Here is a 12,453-nt window from a genome sequence, read left to right on the forward strand (position 1 = left end):
ACACGGCTGTATTGCCTAGCCTACCTTCTTGTTCAGGCATATCGACTCACTATGATCACCTCGATTCCCCCGTACCTGCCAATACCAAATGTGGGATACCAGTCCACCCAGTACCAGGTTGAACAGATATGTCCCCGACCAGAAGGAGAGATAGGATTCAAACTGGTTGACCACCACGAAAAAGATCAAGAACCCGAGACCAAAGAGGGCCATGTCCCCCGGCATCACCCCGGCTCGCCAGGCCCGCCAAGTGCCCATGGCCACCCAGGCGGTAAGCAACAGCATCACACCCAGGCCGAGCACCCCATAGGCCACCAGAATTTCGAGAGTCGTATTATGAAGATGCCCGAATTGCTGGCGAACATGATCGGGCAGCCAATCGGTATTCTTTATCACCAGGCCGCGCGCCTCATCTCCCCAGCCTACCAGTGGGCGCTCCACGAACCATTGCCCTGCCGCCCGCCAGGTGTGGAAGCGAACCCCCACGCTGGAATAGGGCACACTCGCCACGTCGCCCGAGAGGATATTGGCTATGGCCTCGTTCTCCTTGGCAAGACGCCGCTCCACCGTATCGTGAAAAGCTACTCCTGCCACGGCCCCCACGAGGACCAGGCCCACTAGTCCCAGCGCCATCCACCGCATCAGATGTCGAGGATGACGGTAATGCCATAGCCACAGCAGCGCCGCCATTGCCACGGCGCTACCAGCCAGGAGAAGGCCGAGCCAGATACCGCGAGTCTGGGTTACCGCAACACCGCACAGCAGCACGCTGAAGAGCACCAGCCAGACCAACCGACGCAGCCAGGCATATGAACCGATGTGCCAGCAGCGACCCGCGAAGACAATCAGACCTAGCAGGCCAGCACCAAAGAATAGAGCCGCATGCTGGGCATTCTGAATTCCGAATGCGGGCCGGTACCACGACTTAGTCAACGCCCGTTGCCACTCTGGCCAGGCCTGCTCGCCAATCGTTACCATCAACAATAAACCGAACAAGGCGAGGCCCCATAACAGCAATGTATGGCGCGTGCTGCCCCCTAGCCACCAGGCAACCCCGATGAACAGGAACCACTTGGCCATACGATCGAGCTTGGGGTTGGAAGCGGCCCAGTCGGGGTGCTGCCAGGCGATCAATACCCAACTGAGCAGTTGCACCAGCACTGCGGCCAGCAGCAGCCAGAGTGGCGCGCTCCCACGAATGCCACGTCCCCATACCAGAACGGCCATAAGACCGGTGAGCGCCACCAGTGATCCACCAGCTTCACCAATGGCAGGCTGATAGATCCTGAGCCCACCATAGAGCAGGGTACACACTACCCCCAGCCACCAGAGTGCCTGTGGGGTATACCAGGGCGCTGGGTGCGTCCATCGGTCAAGGGGATGCCACATGTTAGTCAGGCCCTCAGATACGAAAAAAAGCGCCCGAAAGCGCTTTTAGAATGCTATCACGTCAACCCCTTACAGGACCTTGCCAAGATAGCGCGAACACAGACACTCGCCATCTGACAGCCAGAAACACGACTGATTCACTACGCGAGACACAACCCCTGGTTGCTCCGTTCGGGCAATGCTCTGCATTACTGGACAACTCGACGGCAGCCTAGACCGAATACTCTTCGACTAGGTGAGCGACATGGCCTGACAGAGTAAAGTCCTTCAACACTTTCTCGCGTGCAGCCCCTCCCAGTCGCGAGCGGAGCGTGGCGTCCGCGGCCAGCTCGGCCATCACCTCCGCCCAGCACTGAGGATCATCGGGTGCGGCCAACCGGCCGGTCGAGCCATCAAGGAGCTCGGGGATAGCTCCGCTGTTGCTGCCCACGACTGCCTTGCCGGCGGCCATGGCCTCGATCACGGTAAGCCCGAAGGCCTCGTTCCGCGAGGGCACACAGAGGATATCCAGCGCCTCGAACAGCCTCGGCAGGTCGCGTCGAAAGCCAGCGAAGGTGATACGCGGTTCGAGACCCAACGCGACCACGCGCTGGCGAAGCTCGGCCACGTACTCTTCATTACTGCCCTCCGCGGCCATCACGCCGCCAATCAGCACTCCCTGCCAAGCGATACCGGGGTGCATCTCGTCCAGCCGAGCCAACGCCTCGAGCCAGACGCGCTGTCCCTTGCCCGGTGTCAGCCGGCCAGGCAGGCCGATGGCCACAGCGCCATCGGTCACGCCCAGCTCCCGGCGCAGCGCAAGGCGCGTCCCGCCGTCGAGACTAGGCGCATAGGGGGCCGGATCGATACCCAGATAGAGACGACGGATGCGCTCCGGAGGAAGAGGAAAGGCCGCAAGGTTGCGGGCCCGGGTCGCCTCGCTGATCGAGAAGAGCCGGCTGACCCTGCCGTAGGCCCAGCGGTGATAGGGGTCCTTCTTGGGCCGAGTAACGCCCATATGGTCTGTGAAGAAGAGCCGCAGCGAGGGTCTAAGCGTCACCAGCAGCGCACCCAGGCGCAGGTCACTGGACTTGTGGCAGTGGAGCACGCCGATATCATGCTCCTTCAGATAGCGCAGCAGACGCGGCAAGGCCAGCAAGGCACGTCCTTTAGAGGACACGACCAGAGGCTCGAGGCCAACCTCCCTCAGGCTGCTGGCAACCCTCGAGCCCGACAGCGCCAGCCCGTATGCCTGCCAGCCCTGGCGAACCAGCTCGGGTATAATCCGAGAAGGATACATTTCCAGTCCGCCCCAGCCGCGGGAGAGACAGATCTGCAGGACTCTGTGCGACAAGGATCGACTCCTTTGGTGTTGTGGGGCTCGGGAGCCCGAATGACCGCAAATTTTACTGCCTCGGGCGCATCACCGCATCTGCTGGTGGTTCGCAATGACAAGCTCGGTGACTTTATGCTTGCCTGGCCGGCGCTGGCTAGTCTGAAACAGGCCAGCCCGACGCCCCGAATCAGCGTAATGGTGCCAGCCTATACGGCTCCTATGGCCCGACTCTGTCCCTGGATCGATGAGGTATTGATCGACCCGGGCGAGAATGCAGACCGCGCAGCTCACCAGGCGCTACTACGGAAGGCGAAGGCGGCAGATTTCGATGCGCTGCTCACCCTCTACTCCACCCCGCGCATTGGCTGGCTGGGCTGGCGAGCCGGTATCCCTCTACGCATGGCCCCCGCTACGAAATGGGCGCAGATATTTTACAACTGCCGAATCACCCAGCGCAGGTCACGCTCGGATAAGCCCGAGTACCGCTACAATCAGGAACTCGCCGAAGCGTTACTGGAGCGGCTCGATCTGGTAGGAGGCTCGACACCACAGCCTCCTTTTTGGCCGCTTGCTGCGCAGACACGCAAGACCCAACGTTACCGCCTCGCGAAGGAGCTCGATCTCCCTGCCGATCGTCCATGGTGCTTCCTGCATGGTGGCAGCGGAGGGTCGGCCGTCAACCTCACACCAGCACGTTATGCTGAACTGGTCCAGAGGATCGAAGCGAGACAGGAAGGTCCCCTGCGGCCGTTGTGGATCCTGACCGCCGGCCCCGGTGAGGAAGCGACGGCTGAAGCGATCCTCCGCCCCCTCACAGAAGCAGGACTAGAGGTCTACCATCTACCGCCGCGTGATGGGCTTGACGACTTCGCCATAACGCTTGCCGCGGCTGACCTCTTTATTGCTGGCTCTACCGGTCCGTTGCATATCGCCGGTTGCCTGGATATCGCCACCGCAGGGTTCTATCCAGCCCGCCGCTCGGCCACTCCGCTGCGCTGGCAGACCTGCAACCGGGCCGAGCACCGGCTGGCCTTCTGTCCACCCGAGGGCTGCGGCGAGCGTGACATGGACAGCATCGACCTTGATGACGCAGCAACACGTATAGCCAACCTGCTGAAGTCGCTTACCCGCCAGGAGTTTTCGTCATGACGCCCATTACCGGCATAGTGATCACTCTCAACGAACAGGAACGAATCGGCGAGTGCATCGACTCCCTGATGCCCCTATGTGATGAGGTAATCGTCGTGGATTCATTGAGCCAGGATGACACCGTTGCGATTGCCGAGCTGAAAGGGGCCACAGTGCTGCAACAAGCCTATCTCGGTGATGGGCCCCAGAAGGCCTTTGGCGTTCCCCATGCCAGGAACGACTGGATTCTGGCGCTGGATGCCGACGAGCGTCTTGACGAGGATGCGATTGCTTATATACGCAACTTGTCATTAGATAATCCGTCCATGGCCTATAGTTTCAACCGTCGAAATTTCTGTGGTAACCATTGGGTCAAGGCCGCCGGCTTCTACCCCGACAAAGTCGTCAGGCTCTACAACCGGACAACCTCAGGCTACCTGCCCAAGAAGGCTCACTCTTCGGTTCAAGCTCCCCTGGTGAAGGATACTGGTACCCATATTCGCCACTTCACCTACGAAAGCCTCTCGCACTGGATCCAACGCATCGACCAGCTCTCGACTCGGGATGCCTGGGCCATGAAGGAGCGCGGCGTCACTCCTTCCACCCTGCGCCCGACACTTCATGCCATCAGTGCCACTTTTCGCAAGCTGATATTAAAAGGCGGTATTTTTCAGGGGGTTGACGGTTTTACCGTTGCCATGACGACAGCCTTTCATGCCTACATGAAGTACGCCAAGCTAAACGAGCTCCATGAGGAAGACGCTCATTCTGATACGCCATGACTGCTGCACCACTCTGCTCCAGCCCCCCTCGCTTGGTAATTTGTGAGGGGTATTAACGGATAAAGACATGACTCGCACAGGACAGATATCCCCTTGCCACCATCCCCGCTGGTGGGCTCTGCTCGTGATCGGGCTCTGCCTTGGCTACGCCATCGTCACCGTGGCGGTGCTGCCGGTATGGAGCCTGGTGCCCATCGCCGGTGCCTGGCTGGGCCTGGGCTGGCTACTGCGTTGGGGCGAGCCGCCGAACCCCAGGCCACCAGTCAGGGTCTGGCCCTGGTCGCTGGTGCCACTCTGCCTGTGGGGCGTCTACGTCTATCTGGCCGAGAGCTTCGGCATCGTGGAGATCGGGGCGATCTTCTTCCACCTGCAGGCCGGAATCGCCGAGCACGGCGGTAGCGGCCGCCTGGTGGCGGCGGTGCTCTATACCCTGACGATGCTGGCCCTGCTGGCTGCCTTCACCTGGCTGGCGCGCCGCGACCATCGCTGGCGACTCGCGGATCGCCTGCTGGCACTGGTGCTGGTGGCCAGCAACCCGCTGTTCTACAGCATGGGGCAGCGCAGTGCGGCCATCGTCACCGATGACGGGGCCTGGCTGGACCGCCGCTACGTGGCCCCCACGGTCGAACAGGCTCCGGCGGAACCTCCCAACCTGCTGCTGCTCTACCTGGAGAGCATCGAGCGCACCTATGCCGATCGCGAACGCTTCGGTGATGCCTATGCCTTCCTCGATGCCCTGGGCCGGCGTGGGCATGTCTTCGAGGGCGTACGCCAGCTGGAGAATACCGGCTGGACCATGGCCGGCATGATCGCCAGCCAGTGCGGCACCCCGCTGATGCCGGCGGGGCTGCTCCACGACAACCAGTTCGAGCCGCTGGGCCGTGTGGTGCCCGGCATTCGCTGCCTGGGCGATGTACTGGATGAACAGGGCTACCGACTCAGCTTCCTGGGCGGGGCCAGTACCGAGTTTGCCGGCAAGGGCATCTTCTACGAGGACCACGGGGTCGACACGGTCATGGGCCGGGCGGAGCTCGAGCCGCGCCTGGAGGACCCGGAGTACGTCAACGATTGGGGACTCTTTGATGACAGCCTCTATGACTTCACCGTCGAGGAGATTCGCCGTCTGGAAGCCGAAGACGCAGGCCCCTGGGGCGTGATCAATCTGAGCATCACCGGTCACGCGCCCAACGGCTATCCGGCCCAGGCCTGCCTGAAGCGCCAGGGCGAGTTCGACGGCGAGGATATCCTCTACTCGGTAGAGTGCTCGGCCTGGCTCGCCTTCGATCTGATCGACCGACTCGAGCACGAAGGACTGCTCGAGAATACCCTGGTCGTGATCGCCAGCGACCACCTGACGATGCGTGTGTCGGCCTGGGAGCAACTGATCGCAGGCGAGCGTGACAACACCTTCATGCTGCTGGGCGAAGGTATCGAGGCCGGTGCCCGCACCCAACGCGAGGCCGCCAGCATCGACCTCTTTCCTACCATCCTGGAGGCCATGGGCTTCAGCATCGAGGACCACCGGGCGGGGCTGGGGGCTTCCCTGCTCTCCGCGGAGCCGACCCTGGTGGAGCAGCACGGTCTGGCCGACCTGTCGGCCCGCATGCACGAGGAGACGGCCCTGCAACAGCGCCTGTGGGAGGGCCTGGTACCCGATGGCAGAGAACAGGAGAACGGGCAGGCTGCCCCCCGTCAGGTCCTGGAGGCACCCGGGAATGGGGCCGAGGAAGCGGCCCCGGCCATGCAGTAGCCGGTTCAGGCCTTGGCGATGGTCGCGCGCCCCGCGAGGATCGCCTGGAGCAGGCGCTGCGGGGTGATTTCCGTCAGGCAACGGGTATGGCCCAGCGGGCAGACGCGCTCGAAGCAGGGCGAGCACTCCACGGCCAGGTAGTGGATCTCGGCGTTGTCGGTCAGCGGCGGCGTGTAGGCCGGCGAGGAGGAGCCGTAGATCGCCTGCACCCGGGTCCCCACCGCTGCCGCCACATGCATCAGGCCCGAGTCGTTGGTGACCACCTGCTCGCAGTCGGCCAGCAGGTCCACGGCATCGGCCAGCCGTGTCTTGCCGCACAGGTTATGGGCGCCCTCCAGGCCCTCGGCAATGGCATCTCCCGCCTCGACGTCCTTGGGCCCACCCAGTACGCGCACTTCGAAGCCGTCGGCCACCAGGCGCTCGGCCAGCACACGGAAGTGTTCCAGCGGCCACTGCTTGGCGGGGCCGTACTCGGCTCCGGGCATCATGCCGATGGTCGGGCCCGAGGAGAGGCCCAGTCGCTCGCGCAGGTCGGCCTGGTTGGCCGCATCCACCTCCAGCCGGGGCTGGGGTATCGCGAAGCTGCCCGTGGCCGCCTCATCGGCGGCCAGCCCTAGGGAGACGAAACGCTTCACCGTCTGGTCGAGCACGCGCTTGTCGAGACGGCAACGCTGGTTGAGCAGCCCAAAGCGCTGCTCACCGTGAAAGCCGACGCGATAGGGAATGCCCGCCAGGAAGGGCACCAGCGCCGACTTCCAGGAGCGCGGCAGCACGATAGCCCGGTCGAAGCGACCGCGCAGCCCACGCGCCACCTCACGGCGGACGGACCAGCCAAACTGGCCATGGGCGACGTCCAGGGCGATCGCCTCATCCACCTCGGGCATGCGCTCAAGGATCGGCAGCGACCAGCCCGGCGCCACCACCGCGAGGGTGCAGCCGGGATGGCGAGCGCGCAGCGTCATCAGCAGGCTCTGGGCCATCACCATGTCGCCGACCCAGGAGGGACCGACCACCAGGATGCGCTCACCGCCTTCCCCGCCCTGCGCGGCCGAATCAACCATTCAGCCACTCCAGGTAGTCGCGCACACCCTCGGCCACGGTGCGGAATTCGCGATCATAACCGGCCTCGCGCAGCCGCGAGATATCGGCCCGGGTGTAGCTCTGGTAGCGCCCCTTCAGCTCTTCGGGAAAGTCGATGTATTCGATGGCCCCTCGGCCGTAGTAATCGATCACCGCCTCTCCGATGGCCTTGAAGGGCTCGGCGCGCCCGCTGCCCAGGTTGAAGATGCCGGACTCTTCGGGGTGGTCGAGGAACCAGAGGTTCACGTCCACGACGTCCCCCACGTAGACGAAGTCGCGGCTCTGCATGCCCGCCTCGTAACCATCCCAGGCACCAAACAGCTTGACGTCCTGGCCGGCGCTGATCTGGGTATGGTGGTGATAGGCAACGCTGGCCATCTTGCCCTTGTGCTGCTCCCTGGGGCCGTAGACGTTGAAGTAGCGGAAGCCTACTACCTGGCTGCGGAACGCATCATGGTGGGCACGCACGTACTGGTCGAACAGCAACTTGGAGTAGCCGTAGACGTTGAGCGGCTTCTCGTGCTCCGGTGCCTCCATGAACACCTCGCTGCCGCCGTAGGTGGCCGCCGAGGAGGCATAGAGGAAGGGAATGCCGCGCTGCTGGCAGAAGTGCAGCAGCACCTTGGAGTACTCGAAATTGTTGTCGAGCATGAAGCGGCCATCCCACTCGGTGGTATCCGAGCAGGCCCCCTCATGGAAGATCGCCTCGATCTTCGGCAACTGCGAGTGCTCGCCGCGCAGCTCGGCCTCCACCCGGCGGCGGAAGTCGTCCTTGTCCAGATAGTCGCCGAGGGTGCAGTCGGCCAGGTTGACGAACTTGGTTCCGTCACGCAGGTCGTCGACCACCATCACGTCCTGGTGGCCGCGCTGATTGAGTGCCTTGACCAGATTCGAGCCGATGAAGCCGGCCCCGCCTGTCACTACGATCATGGAGAGAATCCTCTGTCTCGGGGCGTGCGCCTATAACCGATCTTCCGGTGATTGTATACTTGACGCCCTGTGAATTCATGGCCAACGGTGCTTTTCCCAATGACACTCTCGACACCTACGTCGACCTCGGCCCCCGGGTCGGCGGCAGACGTCTCGACCTTTCAGGGGTTGATCCTGGCCCTCCAGCAGTACTGGGCCGAACAGGGCTGCGTGGTGATGCAGCCGCTGGACATGGAGGTCGGTGCCGGCACCTTCCATCCGTCGACCTTCCTGCGCTCCATCGGCCCCGAGACCTGGAACGCCGCCTACGTGCAGCCCTCGCGTCGCCCTACCGACGGCCGCTACGGAGAGAACCCCAACCGCCTGCAGCACTACTACCAGTTCCAGGTGGTGATGAAACCCTCCCCCGCCGAGTTCCAGGAGCTCTACCTCGGCTCCCTCAAGCGCCTGGGCCTCGACCCGCTGGTCCATGACATCCGCTTCGTCGAGGACAACTGGGAGTCTCCTACCCTGGGCGCCTGGGGGCTGGGCTGGGAAATCTGGCTCAACGGCATGGAGGTGACCCAGTTCACCTACTTCCAGCAGGCCGGTGGCATCGAGTGCTACCCCGTGACCGGCGAACTGACCTACGGCCTCGAGCGGATCGCCATGTATCTGCAGGACGTGGACAGCGTCTACGACCTGGTATGGACCATTGCCCCGGATGGCTCCCGGGTCACCTACGGTGACGTCTACCTGCAGAATGAGCGTGAGCAGTCCGCCTACAACTTCGAGCACGCCGACGTCGACTTCCTGTTCGGTGCCTTCGACCAGCAGGAGCGCGACTGCTCTCGCCTGCTCGAGGCCAACCTGCCGCTGCCCGCCTATGAACAGGTACTCAAGGCCTCCCACACCTTCAACCTGCTCGACGCCCGTCACGCCATCTCGGTGACCGAACGCCAGCGCTACATCCTGCGCGTACGCACCATGGCGCGTGACGTGGCCCACGCCTATTTCGAGTCGCGCAAGGCCGCCGGCTTCCCGCTGGCTCCCGAGGCGCTGCGCCGCGAACTGCTTGAACAGGGAGACACTTGAGCATGGCTGCCAACACCCTACTGGTTGAACTGGGCGTCGAGGAACTTCCCCCGAACGCCATCGACACCCTCTCCGACGCCCTGGCCGAGGGCCTGCATCGCGGCCTGCGTGACGCCGATGTCGCCCATGGCGAGGTGTATGCCTACGCCACCCCCCGCCGACTGGCGGTCCGCATCGAGGCGCTGAACGACAAGCAACCCGATCGCGAGGTGGAGAAGCGTGGCCCGGCACTGGCGGCCGCCTTCAAGGACGGCCAGCCCACCAAGGCCGCCGAGGGCTTCGCCCGCTCCTGCGGCGTCGGCGTGGACCAGCTGATCCACCTGGAAACCGACAAGGGCACCTGGCTCGGTTACCGTGAACAGCAGAAGGGCGAGAGCATCGCCGCCCTGCTGCCGACCATCCTGCAGAAGGCCATCGATTCCCTGCCGGTTCCCAAGAACATGCGCTGGGGCGCCTCGCGGGTGGAATTTTCCCGCCCGGTACACTGGCTGGTCGTGCTCTACGGCAACCAGGTCATCGATGCCGAGGCGCTGGGTCTCGCGGCCGGTCGCACCACCTACGGCCATCGTTTCCATGCTCCCGAGGCCATCGAACTGGCGCATGCCGACGACTACCTCTCCAGCCTGGAGCAGGCCTGGGTGCTGGCCGACCGCCAGGTGCGCCGCGAGCGCATCCGCGAGCAGGTGCTCTCCGAGGCCGAGGTCCAGGAAGCCAGCGCGGTGATCGACGAAGCTCTGCTGGTCGAGGTCAGCGGTCTTGTCGAGTGGCCCGTGGCACTCACCGGCAGCTTCGATGAACGCTTCCTCGAGGTGCCCGCCGAGTGCCTGATCTCCTCGATGAAGGCGAACCAGAAGTACTTCCACCTGCTCGACGACCAGGGCCGCCTCAAGCCGCTGTTCATCACCATCTCCAACATCGACAGCAGCGACCCTTCGCGGGTCATCGAAGGCAACGAGAAGGTGATCCGTCCGCGCCTGGCCGATGCCGTCTTCTTCTACGACACCGATCGCAAGCGCAGCCTGGCCTCGCGCACCGCTGAGCTCGCCGGTGTGGTCTTCCAGAAACAGCTCGGCACCCTCGCCGACAAGGCACACCGCAGCGCCGCGGTAGCTGCCTTCATCGCCGGCCAGATCGGCGGTGAGGCCAGCCATGCACGCCGCGCCGCCGAACTGGCGAAGTGCGACCTGGTCACCGAGATGGTGCTCGAGTTTCCCGAGCTGCAGGGCACCATGGGGCGCTACTATGCCACCCAGGATGGCGAGCCCGCCGAGGTCGCCCAGGCCATGGAGGAGCAGTACCTGCCGCGCTTCGCCAGCGATGCCATTCCGCAGAGCCGTACCGGCCAGGCGCTGGCCCTCGCCGACCGCCTCGACACCCTGACCGGGATCTTCGGTATCGGCGCCCGCCCCACCGGCACCAAGGACCCCTTCGCGTTGCGGCGTGCCGCCATCGGTGTGCTCAACATCCTGATCAAGGGTGAGCTCGGCCTCGACCTGCGTGAATTGCTCGACCTGGCCGCGACTCAGCACCAGGAGCTTCCCTACGCCGAGAAGCTGGTGGATGAGGTGCTGGACTACATGCTCGACCGCTTCCGCGCCTGGGGACATGACGAGGGGATCTCTACCGAGGCCTACCTGGCGGTGCGCGCTCGCCCGGTAACGCGCCCGCTGGACTTCTCCCGCCGCCTGCGCGCGGTACAGGCCTTCACCGGTCGTGAGGAGGCGGCTGCCCTCGCCGCCGCCAACAAGCGTGTCTCCAACATCCTCGCCAAGCAGGCAGATGAGGTGGGCAGCGCCGTGGATGCCTCCCTGCTCCAGGATGCTGCCGAGAAGTCACTGCATGACGCGGTCAACAGCCTGCGCAGCAGTGTTACGCCGCTGCTCGGTGAGGCTCGCTATCAGGAAGCGCTGGACGCCCTGGCCGGCCTGCGTGAGCCGGTGGACGCCTTCTTCGACCAGGTCATGGTCATGACCGAAGACCAGGACGTGCGCAGCAACCGCCTCGCCCTGCTGGCCGACCTGCGTGGGTTGTTCCTGGAGGTGGCCGATATCGCCCAGCTTCAACAGTAGAAGTCACTGGGCAATATCACCGAGGCCAAGGCCGGCAGCATATGCTGCCGGCCTTTTTCATGCCTGGTGGTGGCGTTTCACATGAAACATGCCGACGGCCTGAGACAAACAGCCATTGCCTGCCGATGTTTCACGTGGAACATCACCAGCCCCAAGCCGAACCGATTCTAAGCAGACAGAAGAGGCCAGCATTCCTCCCTCAGCTCCTTGGCAGCCAATGTTCCACGTGAAACACTGCGTTCCGGCAATCATTTGCAACAAGGAACCGAACCCCATGACCTCCCCCGACCGCCTGGTGATCCTCGACCGCGACGGCGTGATCAATCAGGACTCTGACGACTATGTGAAGTCCCTGGCGGAGTGGATCCCCTACCCCGGAGCCATCGACGCCATCGCCCGGTTGAGCCAGGGCGGCTGGACAGTGGCAGTAGCAACCAACCAGTCCGGCATTTCTCGTGGCTACTATACCGAGACTACTCTGGCAGAGATGCATGCCGAACTATGCCGACTGGTCAACGAGGCGGGTGGCGAGATCAGCCATATCGCCTGGTGCCCGCACGGCCCTGACGACGGCTGTAGTTGCCGCAAGCCACTTCCCGGGCTGCTGGAGGAGGTGCGTGATGCACTGGGGCTGGCTACCCTGTCCGGCAGCTGGATGGTGGGTGATAGCCTTCGCGACCTGCAGGCGGGGGATGCCATGGGCTGCCATCCGGTGCTGGTACGCAGTGGCAAGGGGGAAATGACGCTCGCCAAGCATCCGGAACTGGTGACGACAGATAGCGAGACCCGCGTCTTCGAGGACCTGACCGAGTTCGCCGACTGGTTAATGGCTAGGCAGAAGCTCAAAGCTGGAAATTAAGGTTCATCGCATTTTGCCGGGAAACGCGGCACGGATCTTCAGGAAGAAGTATTCCGTGTCGCGGTACCCATAGGCCA

At 63.7% G+C, this 12,453-nt stretch carries 10 protein-coding genes; 6 read left to right on the forward strand and 4 right to left on the reverse strand.

The window, feature by feature from the left end:
* Positions 1-15: 15 nt before the first annotated feature.
* Positions 16-1,314 (reverse strand): O-antigen ligase family protein, encoded by a 1,299-nt coding sequence (locus GRB96_RS08560; RefSeq protein WP_338074018.1) that lies wholly within the window; start codon positions 1,312-1,314, stop codon positions 16-18.
* A gap of 286 nt (positions 1,315-1,600) precedes the next feature.
* Positions 1,601-2,722, reverse strand: coding sequence for a glycosyltransferase family 4 protein (locus GRB96_RS08565; RefSeq protein ID WP_276608738.1), 1,122 nt, complete (start codon positions 2,720-2,722; stop codon positions 1,601-1,603).
* Between the two features lie 39 nt (positions 2,723-2,761).
* On the opposite strand from GRB96_RS08565, the gene GRB96_RS08570 reads away from it, so the two are divergent.
* The 3 genes from GRB96_RS08570 (at position 2,762) to GRB96_RS08580 (ending at position 6,364) form a co-directional block, all read left to right on the forward strand.
* The gene (locus tag GRB96_RS08570; protein ID WP_161431755.1) at positions 2,762-3,853 is read left to right on the forward strand and encodes a glycosyltransferase family 9 protein; all 1,092 of its coding nucleotides are present in this window, start codon (positions 2,762-2,764) and stop codon (positions 3,851-3,853) included.
* Positions 3,850-4,614 carry a glycosyltransferase family 2 protein gene (locus tag GRB96_RS08575; RefSeq protein WP_161431756.1) on the forward strand — a complete coding sequence of 255 codons (765 nt, stop codon included), beginning with the start codon at positions 3,850-3,852 and terminating at the stop codon, positions 4,612-4,614. Before GRB96_RS08570 ends, GRB96_RS08575 begins: the two co-directional genes overlap by 4 nt.
* 67 nt (positions 4,615-4,681) lie before the next feature.
* Positions 4,682-6,364 carry a sulfatase-like hydrolase/transferase gene (locus tag GRB96_RS08580; protein WP_161431757.1) on the forward strand — a complete coding sequence of 561 codons (1,683 nt, stop codon included), beginning with the start codon at positions 4,682-4,684 and terminating at the stop codon, positions 6,362-6,364.
* Between the two features lie 5 nt (positions 6,365-6,369).
* Here the strand turns inward: GRB96_RS08580 and waaF are convergent, their stop codons facing one another.
* Positions 6,370-7,425, reverse strand: coding sequence for a lipopolysaccharide heptosyltransferase II (waaF, locus tag GRB96_RS08585; protein WP_161431758.1), 1,056 nt, complete (start codon positions 7,423-7,425; stop codon positions 6,370-6,372).
* The gene (gene rfaD, locus GRB96_RS08590) at positions 7,418-8,374 is read right to left on the reverse strand and encodes an ADP-glyceromanno-heptose 6-epimerase (RefSeq protein WP_161431759.1); all 957 of its coding nucleotides are present in this window, start codon (positions 8,372-8,374) and stop codon (positions 7,418-7,420) included. The genes waaF and rfaD overlap by 8 nt, the downstream gene beginning before the upstream one ends.
* A 99-nt stretch (positions 8,375-8,473) precedes the next feature.
* Here rfaD and glyQ point away from each other — a divergent pair, with 99 nt between their 5' ends.
* The 3 genes from glyQ to gmhB all read left to right on the forward strand — a co-directional run bounded on the left by glyQ (position 8,474) and on the right by gmhB (position 12,376).
* On the forward strand, positions 8,474-9,448 hold the full coding sequence (glyQ, locus tag GRB96_RS08595; protein WP_161431760.1) for a glycine--tRNA ligase subunit alpha: 975 nt from the start codon (positions 8,474-8,476) through the stop codon (positions 9,446-9,448).
* Positions 9,449-9,450: 2 nt separating this feature from the next.
* Positions 9,451-11,517 (forward strand): glycine--tRNA ligase subunit beta, encoded by a 2,067-nt coding sequence (gene glyS / locus GRB96_RS08600; RefSeq protein WP_161431761.1) that lies wholly within the window; start codon positions 9,451-9,453, stop codon positions 11,515-11,517.
* A 274-nt stretch (positions 11,518-11,791) separates the two neighbouring features.
* Positions 11,792-12,376 (forward strand): D-glycero-beta-D-manno-heptose 1,7-bisphosphate 7-phosphatase, encoded by a 585-nt coding sequence (gene gmhB, locus GRB96_RS08605; protein ID WP_161431762.1) that lies wholly within the window; start codon positions 11,792-11,794, stop codon positions 12,374-12,376.
* The last annotated feature ends 77 nt before the right edge of the window (positions 12,377-12,453 follow it).

The organism is Halomonas alimentaria, from assembly GCF_009902005.1.
GTDB classification, from domain to species: domain Bacteria; phylum Pseudomonadota; class Gammaproteobacteria; order Pseudomonadales; family Halomonadaceae; genus Halomonas; species Halomonas alimentaria.

Bases quoted from the DNA above. Each gene is read 5' to 3' on its own strand.
- GRB96_RS08570 (WP_161431755.1), top strand. From the start codon at position 2,762: ATGACCGCAAATTTTACTGCCTCGGGCGCATCACCGCATCTGCTGGTG.
- GRB96_RS08575 (WP_161431756.1), top strand. From the start codon at position 3,850: ATGACGCCCATTACCGGCATAGTGATCACTCTCAACGAACAGGAACGA.
- GRB96_RS08580 (WP_161431757.1), top strand. From the start codon at position 4,682: ATGACTCGCACAGGACAGATATCCCCTTGCCACCATCCCCGCTGGTGG.
- waaF (WP_161431758.1), bottom strand. From the start codon at position 7,425: ATGGTTGATTCGGCCGCGCAGGGCGGGGAAGGCGGTGAGCGCATCCTG.
- rfaD (WP_161431759.1), bottom strand. From the start codon at position 8,374: ATGATCGTAGTGACAGGCGGGGCCGGCTTCATCGGCTCGAATCTGGTC.
- glyQ (WP_161431760.1), top strand. From the start codon at position 8,474: ATGACACTCTCGACACCTACGTCGACCTCGGCCCCCGGGTCGGCGGCA.
- glyS (WP_161431761.1), top strand. From the start codon at position 9,451: ATGGCTGCCAACACCCTACTGGTTGAACTGGGCGTCGAGGAACTTCCC.
- gmhB (WP_161431762.1), top strand. From the start codon at position 11,792: ATGACCTCCCCCGACCGCCTGGTGATCCTCGACCGCGACGGCGTGATC.